The organism is Serratia sp. Res13-Sevr-LER1-36-b (assembly GCF_015673035.1).
Taxonomy (GTDB): domain Bacteria; phylum Pseudomonadota; class Gammaproteobacteria; order Enterobacterales; family Enterobacteriaceae; genus Chania; species Chania fonticola_C.
This window is the reverse complement of the sequence record NZ_JADACK010000023.1, coordinates 330582-347957: the sequence shown is the minus strand read 5'-3', so window position 1 is coordinate 347957 and position 17376 is coordinate 330582. Positions and strand designations below refer to the sequence as shown.

The window sequence follows — 17376 nt, the reverse complement described above, 5'->3', positions numbered from 1 at the left end:
AGGGAGAGGGAACCGAATGTGCCACCAATTTACTTCTATATCTGAATTCAACCTTGTATTGGCTGAGGTATGAAACGCGCCACATTCTACTCCTGCACCCGAACGCTGCTCCGGAACAGCTCCCTCTCCCTGTGGGAGAGGGTTGAGGTGAGGGGCCGCAAACGCCTCAAATTAGCTTAGAAGCGCACCTCGCCACCAAACAGATAAGTTCGACCGCGGGCGGTGTTGGCCGCAGTGGCCTCATCCCCTTGGATCGGCAGCATATTCAGCTTGTTAAGCGCATCGGAATAGCTTTTATCCATCACGTTTTGCACGCTGAATTTCAGCAATAGGTTACGGTTTATCTGATAGGTGCTGTACAGATCGATAACGGTGGGAATATTTGGCATCTCCTGTTTCATCAACTTCCCGGTTTGCTCACTCATTTCAAAATCAGGAGAAAGACGGCGAGCCTTGCCGGTATATTTGATGATGCTGCCCACGGTCAGCGCTTCGTCAAAGAAACGCAACCCGCTATCCAGCGTGAAATACATGTCCGGCAGTTCGTTGATATCTCCCGCACCAAAGTAGCTACTGGCGATAGAGGTAGGCTGGTCGGTATGCTGTTTGCTAAATGAGGCACGGGCAAAACCGCGGCCAGCATCATAGTTGGCTTCCAGCTCCACCCCGTGGGTACGCACCGGCGTCAGGGAATTGACGTAGATATACATGTTATCCGAGAACTCTTCGCTGGCATCGCTCCAGTCATTCTGCAAGTTCTCACCCAAACTACACTTGCGGCCATTTCGGCACACCATGTAAGACTCGCTGAAGATATAGTTTTTGATTTTACTGGTGTAAACCACCGCCTTAAAGCGCAGGGTATCCTGCTTGAACAACAGATCGTTGCCGCTGAGGTTAAAGCCGGCCTGCCAGGTTTCTGCACGTTCGCCTTTCAGGAACGGGTTCATCGAAGCGCCTCCGGAGTTAGAGAAGAACACTTCCTGGATGTTGGGGGCACGCATCGATTTGCTGTAGCTGGCAAAAGGTTGCAGCCAAGGCGTGACCTGCGCAGACAGCATCACCGAAGGGTTAAATCCGTGCTCCTTCAGGTCGATGTTGGCACTCCCCTGCGGAAAACACTCCACCCGCAAATCACAGGCCGGTTTAAAGCCAGTGAGCTTGTTGTTGGCATAATTGAGATTGAGATCGAGCTGGTAGATATCACGGTTGAGTTGCAAGCCAGTGTACAGGCTGGCGATACGCTGGTCGCCCGACGGGGCAAAGGTGTTGTTCTCGATCGCCTCATGCGCCGTCTGCGGATCCTCAATCTGCGATTCGACGTGCTTTTCGTACTGGTTGCGCATCAGTTTACCGCCGTAGGTGAACGCTACGTCGGTCTGCCACAGGCTAAAACGGCTGGTATTATTGATATCCAGGGCGTCGGAGCGGTTTTCCGCATTGGTATTAAAGAAAGTGAACAGTGAATCACTGTCATACTTCTGATTACCCTTGCTGTGGCTGGCGGTCATATTCAGATCCACCCACTCAGAAAATGGCGCGTAGTGATATTTGAGATAAAAATCGTTGCTGTCGATATCGCGGCGCGAGAATTTATTCTGGTAAGTTCGGGCGGATAATTCAATGCTGTGATATTCGTTGGGCTTGATATCCACCTTGAACAGCTGCGATTTGGGGTTTTGCTTCATAAACTCGTCGTAACCAAAATCTTCACTGCTCACGCCGTCGCCGTTGTTGAAGTTGGAATAGATGGAGCTGCCGCTAATGGCAGCCATCACGCCCAAGCTGCCGGTATCGGTAAACGCAGCCCCCTTGGCCCCAACGGCGATCATACCGCTGCGGCCAATGCCGTTACTGCCCACGGAGAACTTGGTGCGCACGCCAAACGGATTATCGGCAAACACCACATCATCCACGCCGATAGTGCGGAAGTTGGCGCTGCCAGCCAATGCGTTCACCCCAGATGCACCGCTGTTCTCGCCACGCGCCACGTCGACCCCAACAATAAAATTCGGATCGATCAGCACGCCGGATTGATTGTTGGTAGAACCATGGGACATCACGCCAGAGGTCGAGGTGCCAAAATAGCTCTGGGTAATGCCATCAACCATGGTATTTACCCGGCCAAAACCACTCATCCCACGGATATTGACGCTGACCGCCCCTTGGCTGGGATCGATTTGAGTGAAGGTGCCGGGCATGCTGCGCAGGATATTATCTATCGACTGTAGATTTTTATTTTCGTCGCGCGAGCTGAATGCCCCAGGATTTTCCAATGCCTCCTGTTCGCTGTTATTAGTCGCCGCCGAAACGTTCAGCGGGCTGAATAGCGCTTGGCCTTTATTTTCTGCAGCCAACAGCGGGCCAGACAACACCATACCGGTGCCAACCGCACCAATAAGCAGTTTAAATTTCATATATCCCCTAAAGTATTGCTATCAAAATCAGTGAGTGATCAATGCTCAGCAGAAAATACCGCCAGGTAGGCGGAAATTAATTATGGTTATTATCTGCCGCGCAGCCATTAAGCTGCGCGGCCAAGAGCCTTATTTTTGCGTTTTTTCGTCCATTGCTAAAATAAAGCTGTATTCCAGCGCGCTATTTTCCAATCGACTCAAGCGGCCCGATTTCCCCCCGTGGCCCGCCGACATATCCGTGGACAGCAATAACACCGCATCCCCCTGCTGGAATTGGCGCAGCTTCGCCACCCATTTGGCGGGTTCCCAATACTGCACCTGTGAATCATAAAGTCCGCTGGTGACTAACAGATTCGGGTAGCGCTGCGCGCGCACATTATCGTACGGACTGTAGGACTTGATCAGCGCATAGGGCTGCGGCTGATTGGGGTTGCCCCACTCTTCGTATTCACCGACGGTCAACGGAATGCTGTCATCCAGCATCGTCGTCAGCACATCCACAAAAGGCACCTGAGCCACCACCGCGTTATACAGTTGGGGAGCCTGATTGATCACCGCCCCCACCAGCAAGCCTCCGGCACTGCCTCCCATCGCGTAAACGCGCCCCGGCTGCCCGTATCCCTTATCGATCAGCGCCTGAGTGGCATCGATAAAGTCATTGAAGGTGTTTGGTTTGTTCGCCAGTTTGCCCTGCTGATACCAGTCTTGCCCAAGCTCACCACCGCCGCGTACGTGGATCAACGCATAGACGAAACCGCGATCCAACAGGCTAATGCGGTTGGCGCTGAACGCCGGGTCCATACTCATGCCATAGGCACCGTAGCCGTACACTACCAACGGACTTTTGCCAGGTTTGAATTTGGCGCTGTTGTATACCAGCGAGACCGGCACCTTTACTCCGTCGCGGGCGGTGATCCACAAGCGCTCACTGTGATACAGGCCTGGTTCTACGCCCTTCACTTCCTGTCGTTTCAGCAACTCGCGTTTACCGCTGTTGAGATCCCATTCATAGGTGCTGGTTGGCGTGGTCATGGCCGAATAGCCATAGCGCAGACGGTCACTTTCCGGGTCCGGGTTGTAGCCCAGCCAGGCCATATAGCTGGCATCATCAAACGCAATGCTGCGTTGCTCGCCCCCTTGCCAGGCAATCTGCCGTAAATGCACCAGGCCCTCACTGCGCTCTTTCACCACCAACCAGTCACGAAACAGGGCAAAGCTTTCCAGCTCACCGTTTTCCTGTGGAGCGATCAGCGGCTGCCATGGCTGGCTCGCGGACGCAGTCTGGTACAAACCAAAGTGCGGGCTTTGATGATTGGAACGCAGATAAAACTCACCGCGATAATGGTCGAGGTAATATTCGCGCCCAGTCTGACGCTGGGCAAAAAGTTGTACCGGAGTTTGCGGCCGGTTGGCGTCGAGCAGACGCACTTCGGAAGTGGTATTCCCGCTGATGGTGACAATCACGTAATCCCGCGAAGAGGAGAGACCCAAGCTCAGGTAAAATGCCCCATCGTTTTCCTGATACACCAGCTTATCGGCCGCAACCGGCGTACCAAATTGATGGCGGTAGACCTGATAGGGTGACAGCGTTTGGGGATGATTGCGCACATAGAACAAGCTGTTGCCGTCGTTGGCCCACACCATATTGCCCGAGGTGTTTTCAATCACCTCTTTGGCCCAAGTGCCGCTAGCCAGATCGCGCAGGGAAATGCGGTACTGCCTGCGCCCTTGAGTATCCTCCGCCACGGCCAGGCGGCGGTTATCTTCACTGACCGCCATTCCCCCCACGCGGTAATAATCTTGGCCCTGGGCGCGCTGATTGGCATCCAGCAACGTCTGCCAGGCGGAGCCATCCGCCACGGCCTGCCGCTGGTAGACGGCAAACTCCTTACCCGCATCAATGCGTTCCTGGTAGCGGTAGCCATTGAGCTGGTAGGGAACCGAGCGATCTTCCAGGCTCATGCGGCCCAGCATTTCGTGATACAACCGATCGCGCAGCGTCTGATACGGCTGCATCACCTGTTCGGTATAACGGTTTTCCGCCGTCAGATAAGCCAACACCTGTTTATTCTGGCGGCTATCATCGCGCAGCCAATAATAATTATCGATTCGTGTTTCGCCCAGGGCGGTTAATTTATGTGGAATAATTTCAGCCTGGGGCGGCTGCGCGGCCACCTTGGTGGCAAAGCTTAATACCCCCATAGAAATCAGTAAATAAGTCACCAAAGGCCTGCGGCAGCGAGCCGATTGAACAGGTAATGTCATAACCCCTCACAATAATTTGAGCGTAGCAACCCCCTCTCCTATTGCGTACAACAAGAGATAACGCCTGATGGGTAAATACTTTTTGGCTGGCTTACAACAACGCCAGGTTAAAATCCACTGCCATGGTCACGGCAATCTTGCCTTGGCGCAGCATTTCCGCTGGTGGCGAAGGTAACGGCTGCGCACGCAATATCACCGCCAGCGCTTCACGATCTAACGACGCGGTAGCGGAGGGCGTTTTCAGTACGACATCGGCCACTCGCCCCTGAGCATCCACCACAAAACTCACCACCGGTGCCCCCGAACGCTGACGCCGTTTGGCGTCTGCCGGATAGCGCTTCACTCGGTTGAGCATCCCTTTGACCTGGCTCTCCCAGGAAAGCTTGGCCTGTGCCTGCGCGGTAGAATCGCTGTTTAACGGAGCCGCCACGCGCTGTGCCAGGTTTTGCGCCTTGGGTGCCGCCGTGCTGGCTGCTGCGGAATGCGTGACGTCTTGCTCTTTCTCCATCGGAGTTGGCGGCTTTGGCGGCGCTTTACGCTGCTGCTTATGCGCATTTTTACTGCGCTCGGCCACCACAATTTTTGCCGCCTCGGCACGTGCCAGTTCGGGCATCTCCGGCTCCCGCTGCTGTTGCGCAGGCTGTGCTGCGGAACTGTCCGCTTGTTGCTGCAACCCCAGCGGCAACGGTTTAGGCTGGCTTGGCGCTTCGATCTGCGCCGCCCAACTGAGCATGATCGCCGGTGGCGGCATCAGCACCGGCGGCAACGAAGTTTGCGGCCAGTAAAACAGCCATACCAGCGCCAGATGAACGCCTAGCGCATACAGTAAACCACGCCCCCAGCGCGGCTGCGGCAGAGCAGCCGCCTGAGTGCTATAAGGCTGACTAAACATAGGGATAGTAGATTACCTAATTGCGAATGATTGCAGATCACATTTGCTAATGATAATCATTTGTAAATGTTAATGACAGATCTTTTCGCTATCCTGACGTAATCATTTTGCGGTTGGCGTGACCCACAGGTAATCCGCCAAGGGCCGATCGATTGCCACGCCCTGCTCTGCCAGCATCAACACCGTAAATTTGGCACCGGGCTGCAGATCCTGGATATGCAGCGGCACACCGACCGTTCTGGAGGCGTGATACCCCCCCACCATCAGCAGTGCAGGGGTGGGTGCAGCCAGTAAACTTTCGGCCATACGGCGATCGCGCTGCTGCTGAATAGCGAGCATGGCATGCAGCTGCACCTCATCAATTTTGCCGTCATGGGAATCACGGATGGTGGCAGCGAGCGCCTGCTGGACTTCTGGGCGCACGGAAAGCTGGCCTTTGGGGAATTCGGGCCGCTGATAAAACGCCATGATTTCGCTGCGATCGAGGTTGGCGGATAATAGAGGATAAGGTGCACGTATCGCCGCCATTACCACGTCACCATACAGTGACCACTTCCAACTGGTTTGCCAGGCTGTCAGTTCAGCTACGCGGCTATCACGTACCGTCGGTTCGGTTTGCAGCCACTGCTTTACTTCATCCACTTTGCCCTGCTGGCTGGGTGTGATCATCTCCATCAGCACGCTGCCCTGCGGTCTTAGCTTAGGTAATTGCTCTACCAGCCACAGTTCGATCAGGTGGTGATAAGGATTGTCGTGCTTTTCACCCACGATCACCCGTGGCTGATCTGCCAGGCGCGTCAGTAACTGCTGCGGCGTCAATATCTCGCCACTGCGTAAATCAACAATCTTGCCTAGCGTGGTAATGTCGCTTTTCGGGGGAGAGGTCGGCCCCTGGCTACAGGCCGTAAGCACCAACGTTGCAAACAATATCAGAAACTTCATGTTGTCTTTCCTTACACAAAAGTGGCGACATTATAGATAATAATTATCATTTGCATATAGAAATTGGCAGCACCTGGTGGCTGACACCTGTTTTTTCGTTACCGTGTTTTGAGTTACGTTGATTTCGCGTAATGGAACGGGTATAACTGATAGCCATTTAGACGTCTATACGGATAGAGTGTTATGCAACCTGCCGCTGAAGGGCAATTCAAACGCACCATGAAAGCCCGGCATTTGGTGATGCTGTCGCTGGGCGGCGTGATCGGTACCGGTCTGTTTTTCAACACTGGCTATATCATCTCCACTACCGGTGCACTAGGCACCCTGCTGGCCTATTTGATTGGCGCTGTCGTGGTCTATCTGGTCATGCTGTGTCTGGGGGAACTTGCCGTCGCCATGCCGGAAACCGGCGCATTTCACGTCTATGCGGCACGCTATCTTGGCCCGGCAACCGGCTATACCGTTGCCTGGCTGTACTGGCTGACCTGGACCGTCGCGTTGGGTTCCAGCCTGACAGCCGCCGGTTTCTGTATGCAATACTGGTTTCCACAATCACCGGTCTGGTTGTGGTGCCTGATTTTCTGTCTGGCCATTTTTCTGCTCAACGTCATCACCACCCGCTTCTTTGCCGAAAGTGAATTCTGGTTCTCGCTGATCAAAGTGATCACCATTCTGGCGTTTATCGTGCTGGGTGGTGCAGCCATGTTTGGCCTGATCCCGATGAAAGACGGCACGCCAGCGCCCTTCCTGAGTAACCTGACCTCATCGGGTTGGCTGCCCAATGGAACGTTACCAATTCTGATGACCATGGTAGCCGTCAATTTCGCCTTCTCCGGTACTGAGCTGATCGGCATTGCGGCGGGCGAAACCGAAAATCCGGAAAAAGTGGTGCCCTGGGCCATCCGCACTACGGTGGTCCGCCTGATGGTGTTCTTTATCGGTACGGTATTTATCCTGGCAGCGCTGATCCCTATGGAACAGGCCGGGATCGTGAAAAGCCCGTTTGTTCTGGTCTTTGAGCGTATTGGGGTGCCTTATGCCGCCGATATTTTTAACTTCGTGATCCTGACCGCCATTCTCTCGGCCGCCAACTCCGGGCTGTATGCTTCGGGGCGCATGCTGTGGTCGCTGGCCAATCAGCGCACCATGCCTGCCTATTTTTCACGAGTGAATGCGCGCGGGATCCCGATGAATGCATTGACGTTCAGCATGCTCGGCGGCGTGCTGGCCCTGTTGACCAGCGTGATCGCTCCCGATACGGTGTTTGTGGCACTGTCTGCCATCTCCGGCTTTGCGGTCGTTGCCGTCTGGCTGAGCATCTGTGCCGCCCACTACGTTTTTCGCCGCCGCTATCTGCGCAGCGGTCAACCGATTGAAGGGCTGAAATACCGTGCACCAGGCTATCCGCTGACGCCTATTGTCGGCTTTGCGCTGTGTTTATTAGCCTGTATCGGTCTGGCATTCGACCCAGAGCAACGCGTGGCACTGTATTGCGGCCTGCCGTTTGTGGCGATCTGTTATCTAGCCTATTACCTGACCCGGCGTTCCGGGCAGAAAAACCTACTGAACACCGGAGAAGAACATGTCGGTTAACAACCCTCTGGCCGCCTTGCTGGCCGATAACCGCACGTTGATTTTGGACGGGGCAATGGCCACCGAACTGGAGGCCCGAGGTTGCGATCTCACCGATCCGCTGTGGTCGGCAAAAGTGCTGATTGAAAACCCGGAGCTGATTTATCAGGTACATCTGGATTACTTCAATGCAGGAGCACAGTGCGCCATTACCGCCAGCTATCAGGCCACGCCCCAAGGTTTTTTACGCCGGGGCCTGGATGAGGCGCAATCGTTGGCACTGATCGCCCAAAGCGTCCACCTGGCACAGCAAGCGCGCGCCGATTATCTGGCCCAGCGCCCGCAGCAATTGCCTTTACTGGTTGCCGGTTCGGTCGGCCCTTATGGCGCCTACCTGGCAGACGGCTCTGAATACCGTGGCGACTACCATCTGCCGCAAGCAGAGATGATCGCGTTCCATCGTCCGCGTATCACTGCTCTGGCCAATGCTGGAGTGGATCTCCTGGCATGTGAAACGCTGCCTTCGTTCGCCGAATTACAGGCCCTGCTGGCGCTATTGGCGGAATTCCCAGCACTGGGTGGGTGGTTCTCTTTCACTCTGCGCGATAGCCAGCATCTAAGCGATGGTACACCACTGGCCGTCGTCATGGCTGAGCTTAACGATAACCCACAGGTGCTGGCAGTAGGCGTCAATTGTATCGCGTTGGAAAACGTCACCCCGGCGTTGCAGCAGCTTGCCGCGCTGAGCAATAAACCGTTACTGGTTTACCCAAACTCCGGCGAACACTACAACGCGGTGAGCAAAACCTGGCACAGCTGTGGTAACCACCAGCATCATCTGATTAATCAGTTGGCCGATTGGCAGCATGCCGGGGCCCGCTTGATTGGCGGCTGTTGTCGAACCACGCCTGCCGACATTCAGGCGATTGCCGAACGCTGCCACGCATAAAAAAACCCCCTGTGGCCGAAGCCGCAGGGGGTCTCTTTCACGCTATCACAGCGGTTGGGTTTGTGCTTCTACGACTGCCAATGCCACCATGTTGACGATACGGCGCACCGAAGCGATCGGCGTCAGGATATGTACCGGCTTGGATACGCCCATCAATACCGGCCCTACCGTTACCCCTTCGGAAGACGAGACACGCAGCAGGTTGTAGCTGATCCGTGCCGCTTCCATACTTGGCATGATCAGGATGTTGGCCGCGCCTTTCAGCGGGCTGTCCGGCATCAAATCGTGGCGGATACTTTCCACCAGCGCGGCGTCACCGTGCATCTCACCGTCGATCTCCAATCCTGGCGCCATCTGATTAACCAGTTCCAGCGTTTTACGCATTTTGCTCGCCGACGGGCAATTGGAAGAACCAAAGCTGGAGTGGGACAACAGCGCCACCTTCGGTTCAATCCCGAAGCGCCGTACCGTGTCTGCCGCCATCAGGGTGATTTCCGCCAGCTGTTCCGGCGTTGGGTCATCGTTGACGTAGGTATCGGCGATAAAGGTGTTACCACTCGGCAGCAGTAAGGCGTTCATCGCCCCTGCCACATGCACCCCTTCACGGAACCCGAACACCTTTTCCACCACGTCATAATGCTCGTGGTAGCTGCCGATGGTGCCACAAATCATCGCGTCAGCCTCACCACGGTGCAGCATGATGGCCGCAATCAGCGTCGGGTTACCTATCACCGCACGGCGAGCCTGCTCCTGGGAAACGCCACGGCGCTTCATGATCTGGTAATACTCCCCCCAGTATTCATTAAAACGCGGATCGGACTCGTTATTGACCACTTCAAAGTCTTTGCCCGGCGTCAGCTGCAGGCCGAGTTTCTTCAGGCGCATTTCAATCACGCTTGGGCGGCCCACCAGGATCGGGTAAGCCAGCCCCTGCGATACCAGCTCTTGGGTGGCATGCAGGACGCGCTCTTCTTCACCTTCGGCCATTACCACGCGTTTCACTTCTTTCTTCGCCTGGGAGAAGATCGGCTTCATAAACAGGTTGGTTTTGTAGACGAACTCGGTCAGTTTCTCCACGTAGGCATCAAAGTCTTCGATCGGGCGCATCGCCACGCCGGAATCCATGGCTGCCTTGGCTACTGCCGGGGCGATTTTGACAATCAGGCGCGGGTCGAACGGTTTGGGAATGATGTATTCCGGGCCAAAGGAGAGGTCCTGATCGCCATACGCCGAAGCCACCACGTCGCTCTGTTCTGCCAGCGCCAGATCGGCAATAGCGTGCACGCAGGCCAGCTTCATCTCTTCGTTGATGGTCGTGGCCCCCACATCCAGCGCGCCACGGAAGATGAACGGGAAGCACAGCACGTTGTTCACCTGGTTGGGATAATCAGAACGGCCGGTACAGATGATCGCATCTGGGCGCACCGCTTTCGCCAACGGCGGCAGAATTTCCGGTTCCGGGTTAGCCAGCGCCATGATCAGTGGATCTCTGGCCATGGTTTTCACCATGTCCTGCGTCAGCACGCCAGGGCCGGAGCAACCCAGGAAAATATCGGCATTGGGAATGGCATCCCCCAGCGTACGCTGGCCGTTATCCGCAATGGCATACGCCGCCTTGGTTTCTTCCATCTTGGCGTCGCGGCCCTGATAGATCACGCCTTTGGAGTCGCAAACGGTGATGTTCTGCTTGCTCAGCCCCAACGCAACCAGCAGGTTCAAACAGGCAATCGAGGCCGCACCGGCTCCCGATACCACCAGGCGTACGTCGGAGATGTTTTTCTTCACCACCCGCAGGCCGTTGAGCACCGCAGCGGTGGTAATAATCGCCGTGCCATGCTGATCGTCATGGAACACCGGGATCTTCATACGCTCACGCAACTTCTTCTCAATGTAGAAGCACTCGGGCGCTTTGATATCCTCCAGGTTAATGCCGCCGAAGGTCGGTTCCAGCGCAGCGATCACGTCAATCAGCTTGTCAGGATCGAGTTCATCGACTTCGATATCGAACACGTCAATACCGGAAAACTTCTTAAACAGAACCCCTTTACCTTCCATGACCGGCTTACCGGCTAGCGCACCGATATTCCCCAACCCCAGCACCGCGGTGCCGTTGGAGATCACCGCCACCAGGTTACCCTTGGCGGTATATTTATAAGCAGCCAGCGGATCGGCGGCAATTTCCAGGCAGGGAGCAGCCACGCCCGGCGAATAGGCCAAGGCCAGATCGCGCTGTGTAGCTAGCGGTTTAGTCGGCGATACCTGGATCTTCCCTGGGACCGGAAACTGATGGAAATCAAGGGCACTCTGTTTGAGCTGTTCGTCCATTATGGGTTCCTTTGCTTTCTTCTTTTATGTTGAGGTAAGGCTTTATCGCTGAACTAGTATAGTGAGAGAATCGTCACAAACTTTGAAGCGTGCCATAACCTTGGGCGAAACTTGTAAATAAAAGTTAAAAGGAAGTTAAGCGAACAGAAAAGCAGCAGTTTTGATCACCTCAGAAGTCACCGTTGACCGCTCAAGCCGGATAATCTTTGAACGGTAATTGGAAATGTGGCCCATCTTTCAGCGTTTTCCATCCCCCGCCCCACTCGACATCAACACCGCACTCCAACCCGGCACGCCGCACAGCCGACGCGATCTGGGCATAGTAATCCCATTCCCAAGACACCGCCCCTAAAGGCATCGCCACTACGTCAACCGCATGCCCGGTAAGATGGCGGCTTCTTAGCGTTTGGCTTTTCCCCTCACGCAGCAAATCCCGTTGGCGGGCCATGGAGCGCAATCCTTCGGTGACGGTGAACGGCACCAGCGAATAACGCAGCGCCAAACGCATCACCCGCACCAAATCGGGATGTACCCCGATCAGGTTTTTCTCACTGCGCGCGTTGAATTTAATCTCCGTATTTTCACTTATCATTGTTAAATCCCGTTTTTTTTCCAATAAATCGTTTAATTAAATCGCCAAGGTAATCCGCACCGAGAAAACCAATTAATACGCTGATGGCATTAGCCCATGCCAACTCCAACCCCATCAGCGATAACAGATCGCGAATGGTTAATGCCAACAAGGCACAAATACCGGCGTTTAATAACCGGCGGCGTGATGGCATATTCAGATAGGCGCCTTTCAATAACGCCATAGTGCCCGCTAAAAGGGCATTAAAGACCGGTTGCAGATATTCACAGACTCGCTGAATGATTGCGCCAACAGCGTCTGGCTCAAAGCTGGACATGGCTCCTCCTGGTTATTATTAGCCGCATGAGCTTTTCAAACGCTCAATAAAATTAGGCGACGTGAACTATCCAACCGAATGACTGGAATAGCATCAAATGCTATCGTTCTTTAATAATTGGATAATTCAGAAGGTCAATTATACCGACAACCTCAGCGCTGTCGTTTGCTTTGCGTTGTTAGAGCGCTCACCGAACAAGGGCCGGAGGTCAGTTTTACCAGAAGGGGGGAATCGCAAAGGGTTCAACCTGACGCAGTTAAACCCTTTTTTACCGTAGCGATTACTGTGACATATTAAGAATGGTGCGGATGTTGAGGGCACTGGTCGCGATAATATCGATCGCCCCGGTGCGCAGCGCGCCCAGAATAGCCAACGCTTTGGTATTCTCAGAGGCAATGGCGATCACACAAGGGATTTTCCGCAGTTCATCAATGCTCAGGCCAATGACGCGATCGTTCATCACCGTATCCACATGCATCCCCTGCGCATTGAAAAAGTCATAACCGGCGATATCACCGATCACTCCCTGATTCAGACTGGCATCAATGATCTCGTGGGGAGTAAACCAGCCAAGTTTTACCATGTAGCTGTTTTCATTCATATCACCAATGCCCACCAGAGCCACATCGGCCTTGCGCGCCCGATCCAGGGTTTCCTTGATGGTGCCGTTTTGCATAAACGCCTCTTTCAGCGCCCGGTTTTCAACATACGCCGGGGCATACAGCGTCTCGCTGCTACCACCAAACTTCTTCGCCAAACGGCGGCTGATGTGATCAGCATTTATAGCGTCACCAGGGCGATGCGTTCCCCCAATGCCACAGATAAATTTACAGCTTTTTGGTGCCACGCTGCCCACATGGTCGGCGATCGCAGCCACGTTACGCCCTTGGCCAACCGCCAGCACCATATTATCTTTCAATGACATAGCCAGATAACCGGAAACCAATGCTGCTACCTGACGCCGCTGTTCTTCCTCATCCTGATGATCCAGCGCGATTAATGCACGGCTGAGAGAGAAACGCTCCAGCATTTGCTGCTCCAGCCGGGTACTGAATACCGGATGATAACGGACGGTAATCTCAACAATGCCTTCTTCTTTGGCCCGCTTGAGTAGACGCCCGACCTTAATCCGCGAAATACCGAACTTTTTTGCAATCTCCTCCTGAGTGATTTCGTCCTGATAATAAGCCACGGCAATTTCAGTCAGCAGTTCGTTATCCTGGGATCCTGTTTTTTTTTCCATCCGTTACACGTTTCCCCACGGCAGATTGGTCTTTTTCAATAGAAAATGGGTTCAGCATGCCGAACCCAGCTTATCGCATTGCCCGCTAGTATAACCTGTTCAGGCGGCAACGGTATTCAAGCGTTGTTCTACCGCATCAGCCAGTTGGCATAAAAGTAGACAACAGGATACCGCACCGGCATCCAGCGCACCGCGCGAACGTTCACCCAACCGACTCGCGCGGCCAATCTTGGCAACCAGATCGCGGGTTGAATCACGCCCGACAACGGCAGCTCGTTTCAGCTGTTCCAGTGATTCACTGAAGCTATCGCCGCGCCGAACCGCCTGCTCAAACCCTTCGATCGCAGGGATCAACGTATCCATCAGACACTTGTCGCCTACGCCAGCGCTGCTGATGTCTTGCAGTTCAGTGAGTCCATTGCGTAACATAACCAGAAAAACCTGTTTATCCAGCACCGCTTTATCGCGCACGCCGTCGGCCATGCCCATGAACAGACTGCCATACAGCGGCCCCATCGAGCCACCAATCCCCTCCATCAGCGCGTCCGCTACCGCGTCGAAAGCCTGTGCCAACGACAGATTTTGGCCCTTGATGGCCTCGCCACATAAGGTGAAGCCTTTTGACATATTAATGCCGTGATCGCCGTCGCCAATCGCACCATCTATCTCACTGAGATACTCGCGATTGCTGACAATCACGCCAATCAGCGCCGTGACGATCTCATTGCCATACTGCGTCGAAATTTGTGTGGTCATGATTCACTCCACCTGGGTTAGGCCCAATGAATGAGCGGGCATATCAAGCAACGTTTTCAATTGGTCGTCGAGCTTCATCACGGTTAGCGTCACTCCCATCATTTCCAGTGAGGTAAAATAGTTACCCACATAGCGACGGTGAACCTTGATGCCACGCTCCGTCAGCCGCTTTTCAACCTCGGCATAATAGATGTAGAGCTCCATCACCGGCGTGGCCCCCAGGCCAGAAATCAGCAAGGCGACTTCCTGCCCCTTGTTCAACGGCATATCATTGAGCACAAAGTCGAGCATGGTGCCAGCCATCGCGGACGCCGACTGGATCGGTGATACCTCAATCCCAGGCTCGCCGTGATGACCAATCCCGATCTCCATTTGGCCATCGGCAATATGGAAGTTGGGCTTACCTACCGCAGGGATGGTGCAAGAGCTGAGCCCGACCCCGATCGAGCGGCAATTGCCAATTGCCTTTTGCGCAGCAGCGATCACTCCGTCAAGATCGTAACCTAACGCTGCGGCAGCAGCCCCGATTTTCCACATTAGAATTTCACCGGCGACGCCACGGCGCTTTTCAATTTCACTGGCGGGCGCAGAGGCAACATCATCATTTGCCACCACGGTTTTTACCGCGATACCGGCGGCGCTGGCCTTCTTCATCGCCATTTTGACGTTCATATTATCGCCAGCATAGTTGCCATACAGGCAGGCGACTCCTGCCCCGCTGTCCGCGGCCTTGAACGCATCTAGAAATGCCCCCGCCGTTGGCGAAGAGAAAATCTCACCGATGGCTACAGCATCGAGCATGTTCTTGCCAACATAGCCCAGAAACGCTGGCTCATGCCCCGAGCCCCCACCGGTAACAATACCTACCTTGCCTTTGATCGGTGCCGCAGGGTATTTGAGGACTCGTGCATTATCGGTCGCGGTGAAATATTCCGGATGAGCCTTCAGATAGCCCTGAATGGCATCTTCCACGACGTGATCGGGATCGTTAATGATTCTGTTCATCATGGCCTCTCTTTTGCCTGAGTATCGAGTTATTGAATGGTGTAACCGCCGTCAACCACCAGATTGCTGCCGGTGATCATGCTGGCCGCATCGCTTGCCAAGAACAGCGCGCTGGCGGCAATATCCTCGGGTTCGGCAAAGCGCCTTAGGGGAATTTTCTGCTTCATTTGTTCCGCAACCTCACCTGACCATGCTTTGCGCCCCAACTCGGTCAGCACCACCGTGGGCGAAATGGCGTTTACCCGCACGTTGTGCGGCCCCCATTCCAATGCCAGAACCTGGGTCAAACCAATCACGCCGGCCTTGCTGGCGCAGTAAGCCAGATGATTGGGTAAGGCGACTACACCGGCCTGCGAGGCCAGGTTGATAATGCTGCCACTGCCCTGACGAATAAAATAGTGACCCACGGCCTGACTGGTAAGGAACACCCCTTTCAGGTTCACCGCCATAGTGTTATCCCAAGCGTCTTCGGGCAGTTCTTCCGCCGGATACAGCGCGACGATCCCGGCGCTATTGACCAGCACATCCAGCCGCCCGAAATACGCATTGGCCTGCGCAACAGCCTGTTCTACCGAGGCTTTGTCGGTAACGTCCATCACGATGCCCAACGCCTGCTGCTCATCCAGCTGTTGGGCAATCTGCACCACCTGTGCAGCACGATCCAACAGCACAACCTGCGCACCGTTTTGCAGATAGCATTTGGCAATAGCCAGACCTATTCCCGCCGCGCCGCCGGTTATCAACGCCACTTTCCCTTGCAAGGCTCCCTTGCTTTGACCAGTAATCATAGAAAACTCCCTCAAACGGTTAGTTACGCCAAGCTGTGATGATTTTCTTCCACGGCGGCAGGCACGGCTTTAGGCAAGGTGACATATTTCATCAATACGCCGCTGAACAAATACAGGCCGGTGAAAATCCAAATCACCCCACTGCTCCCCAAGCTGCCAATAAACAACCCTACCACTGCCGGACCAACGAAGGTGCTCAAACCCGCACCGAGATTCAGGATCGACATGGCGGCACCTTTATTCTCCGGGGCCAACGTTGGCATAATGGCCGAAAGAGGCACAAAGGCGGCCAGGCAAGCACCGAATAGCCCGGCGGCCACGACGGTCAGCAGAAAATTGGGGCCAAGGAAATAAGGTACGTAATAGAACAACAGCGTGGTGACGGCGCAGCCGACGCAACCGAACCACATGACGACGTTACGCCAACCCAGGCCGTCGCTGATCACCCCAAAGATCAGGTTGAAGATAATGTTCACCGTCCACAGTGCCGCATACATCTGTAGCCAGTCAGTGCGGCTAAACCCGATATCCATCATGTACATCGGCATAAACACCACGAAGCCATACGCCGCAGAGGTATTGATGGTACGGACAATGCCACCCAGGCCGATTTTCGGGTTCTCAAACGCAATGGTGATCCCCTTTAGCACATAGCTGAGAGAGGCTTTTTGCTTGTCCCCCACGTCGCTATGGCCAGGGGTGCGGTTAAGCATCAGTGCGATCATCGCCCCGAGCACCACAAAGATTAATGCGCTCCATAAGGTGTGAATTTCCCCCAGGAACGGCAGCATGATGCTGGAGTAGAGCACGCCCAGTACGCTCAACCCACCGCTGTAGACAAACCAGAAAATCCCCACGGCGGAACCCAGCCTTTCCGGCGGGGCCTCATAAGCGACCCATACCAGAAAACCATAGGCAAACAGGGGGTAGCCCAGCCCGCGCAGAGCATAGGTCGGTATCATCACCGACAGGTTATTACTGGGTAATCCCCACACCAGAAAACACACCGAGCCCAGCAAGAACAGCAACAATCCAGCCAGCATGACGCGGCGAGCGGTAAAGATTTCTGCCAAAACGCCGGAAAACCAGGCGGAGATTGCCGCAGCAAAACCGTAAACGCTAAACAACAGCGCAGATTCCTGAATGGTTAAGCCTTTGCCGATCAAATAGGGTGAAAGCCAGCCTTGTTCCAGCCCCTCCCCCATCATAAAGACCAACACACCGGCATAACCGAGCATTAATTTTGGTGACAGACCAATGCGATGAATCAGTCCATTCAGCATAAAACACCCCAGCACATTGAATTGTGGAGGT

14 protein-coding genes are annotated in these 17376 nt (G+C 54.5%); 2 read left to right on the top strand and 12 right to left on the bottom strand.

Features of this window, described 5'->3' with window-relative positions:
* Positions 1-176 precede the first annotated feature (176 nt).
* The 4 genes from IMQ33_RS19250 to IMQ33_RS19235 all read right to left on the bottom strand — a co-directional run bounded on the left by IMQ33_RS19250 (position 177) and on the right by IMQ33_RS19235 (position 6516).
* Positions 177-2378 carry a TonB-dependent receptor domain-containing protein gene (locus IMQ33_RS19250; RefSeq protein ID WP_370571851.1) on the bottom strand — a complete coding sequence of 734 codons (2202 nt, stop codon included), beginning with the start codon at positions 2376-2378 and terminating at the stop codon, positions 177-179.
* A gap of 168 nt (positions 2379-2546) precedes the next feature.
* Positions 2547-4682: a S9 family peptidase gene (locus IMQ33_RS19245; protein WP_196061702.1), complete on the bottom strand. Its 2136-nt coding sequence runs from the start codon at positions 4680-4682 to the stop codon at positions 2547-2549.
* 91 nt (positions 4683-4773) lie between these two features.
* Positions 4774-5574, bottom strand: coding sequence for an energy transducer TonB (locus tag IMQ33_RS19240; RefSeq protein WP_161712087.1), 801 nt, complete (start codon positions 5572-5574; stop codon positions 4774-4776).
* A gap of 102 nt (positions 5575-5676) precedes the next feature.
* Positions 5677-6516: a ChaN family lipoprotein gene (locus IMQ33_RS19235; protein ID WP_186581127.1), complete on the bottom strand. Its 840-nt coding sequence runs from the start codon at positions 6514-6516 to the stop codon at positions 5677-5679.
* A gap of 183 nt (positions 6517-6699) precedes the next feature.
* Here IMQ33_RS19235 and mmuP point away from each other — a divergent pair, with 183 nt between their 5' ends.
* Both mmuP and mmuM read left to right on the top strand, forming a co-directional pair.
* On the top strand, positions 6700-8109 hold the full coding sequence (mmuP, locus tag IMQ33_RS19230; RefSeq protein ID WP_024527100.1) for an S-methylmethionine permease: 1410 nt from the start codon (positions 6700-6702) through the stop codon (positions 8107-8109).
* Complete coding sequence (gene mmuM / locus IMQ33_RS19225) at positions 8099-9037, top strand: homocysteine S-methyltransferase (protein ID WP_196061701.1); 939 nt, start codon at positions 8099-8101, stop codon at positions 9035-9037. Before mmuP ends, mmuM begins: the two co-directional genes overlap by 11 nt.
* Positions 9038-9082: 45 nt before the next feature.
* Here mmuM and maeB read toward each other — a convergent pair whose 3' ends face one another.
* The 8 genes from maeB to IMQ33_RS19185 form a co-directional block, all read right to left on the bottom strand.
* Positions 9083-11362: an NADP-dependent oxaloacetate-decarboxylating malate dehydrogenase gene (maeB, locus tag IMQ33_RS19220; protein WP_065686505.1), complete on the bottom strand. Its 2280-nt coding sequence runs from the start codon at positions 11360-11362 to the stop codon at positions 9083-9085.
* Positions 11363-11552: 190 nt separating this feature from the next.
* On the bottom strand, positions 11553-11954 hold the full coding sequence (locus IMQ33_RS19215) for a M15 family metallopeptidase (protein WP_098930219.1): 402 nt from the start codon (positions 11952-11954) through the stop codon (positions 11553-11555).
* Entirely contained in the window at positions 11944-12270 is a 327-nt protein-coding gene (locus IMQ33_RS19210; RefSeq protein WP_065686507.1) for a phage holin, lambda family, read from the bottom strand. Before IMQ33_RS19210 ends, IMQ33_RS19215 begins: the two co-directional genes overlap by 11 nt.
* Before the next feature lie 280 nt (positions 12271-12550).
* Entirely contained in the window at positions 12551-13513 is a 963-nt protein-coding gene (locus IMQ33_RS19205; protein ID WP_024527097.1) for a sugar-binding transcriptional regulator, read from the bottom strand.
* Between the two features lie 99 nt (positions 13514-13612).
* Positions 13613-14269 carry a dihydroxyacetone kinase subunit DhaL gene (dhaL, locus tag IMQ33_RS19200; protein ID WP_196061700.1) on the bottom strand — a complete coding sequence of 219 codons (657 nt, stop codon included), beginning with the start codon at positions 14267-14269 and terminating at the stop codon, positions 13613-13615.
* A gap of 3 nt (positions 14270-14272) precedes the next feature.
* The gene (locus IMQ33_RS19195; RefSeq protein ID WP_196061704.1) at positions 14273-15274 is read right to left on the bottom strand and encodes a dihydroxyacetone kinase subunit DhaK; all 1002 of its coding nucleotides are present in this window, start codon (positions 15272-15274) and stop codon (positions 14273-14275) included.
* 29 nt (positions 15275-15303) lie between these two features.
* A complete protein-coding gene (locus tag IMQ33_RS19190; protein WP_098930215.1) occupies positions 15304-16062 on the bottom strand; it encodes an SDR family oxidoreductase in 759 nt (252 codons plus the stop codon).
* Positions 16063-16085: 23 nt separating this feature from the next.
* Positions 16086-17345, bottom strand: coding sequence for an MFS transporter (locus IMQ33_RS19185; RefSeq protein WP_098930214.1), 1260 nt, complete (start codon positions 17343-17345; stop codon positions 16086-16088).
* Positions 17346-17376: the final 31 nt, after the last annotated feature.

Excerpts from the sequence above, each read along its gene's own strand:
- IMQ33_RS19250 (WP_370571851.1), bottom strand. The coding sequence starts at position 2,378 with ATGGTGTTGTCTGGCCCGCTGTTGGCTGCAGAAAATAAAGGCCAAGCG.
- IMQ33_RS19245 (WP_196061702.1), bottom strand. The coding sequence starts at position 4,682 with ATGACATTACCTGTTCAATCGGCTCGCTGCCGCAGGCCTTTGGTGACT.
- IMQ33_RS19240 (WP_161712087.1), bottom strand. The coding sequence starts at position 5,574 with ATGTTTAGTCAGCCTTATAGCACTCAGGCGGCTGCTCTGCCGCAGCCG.
- IMQ33_RS19235 (WP_186581127.1), bottom strand. The coding sequence starts at position 6,516 with ATGAAGTTTCTGATATTGTTTGCAACGTTGGTGCTTACGGCCTGTAGC.
- mmuP (WP_024527100.1), top strand. The coding sequence starts at position 6,700 with ATGCAACCTGCCGCTGAAGGGCAATTCAAACGCACCATGAAAGCCCGG.
- mmuM (WP_196061701.1), top strand. The coding sequence starts at position 8,099 with ATGTCGGTTAACAACCCTCTGGCCGCCTTGCTGGCCGATAACCGCACG.
- maeB (WP_065686505.1), bottom strand. The coding sequence starts at position 11,362 with ATGGACGAACAGCTCAAACAGAGTGCCCTTGATTTCCATCAGTTTCCG.
- IMQ33_RS19215 (WP_098930219.1), bottom strand. The coding sequence starts at position 11,954 with ATGATAAGTGAAAATACGGAGATTAAATTCAACGCGCGCAGTGAGAAA.
- IMQ33_RS19210 (WP_065686507.1), bottom strand. The coding sequence starts at position 12,270 with ATGTCCAGCTTTGAGCCAGACGCTGTTGGCGCAATCATTCAGCGAGTC.
- IMQ33_RS19205 (WP_024527097.1), bottom strand. The coding sequence starts at position 13,513 with ATGGAAAAAAAAACAGGATCCCAGGATAACGAACTGCTGACTGAAATT.
- dhaL (WP_196061700.1), bottom strand. The coding sequence starts at position 14,269 with ATGACCACACAAATTTCGACGCAGTATGGCAATGAGATCGTCACGGCG.
- IMQ33_RS19195 (WP_196061704.1), bottom strand. The coding sequence starts at position 15,274 with ATGAACAGAATCATTAACGATCCCGATCACGTCGTGGAAGATGCCATT.
- IMQ33_RS19190 (WP_098930215.1), bottom strand. The coding sequence starts at position 16,062 with ATGATTACTGGTCAAAGCAAGGGAGCCTTGCAAGGGAAAGTGGCGTTG.
- IMQ33_RS19185 (WP_098930214.1), bottom strand. The coding sequence starts at position 17,345 with ATGCTGAATGGACTGATTCATCGCATTGGTCTGTCACCAAAATTAATG.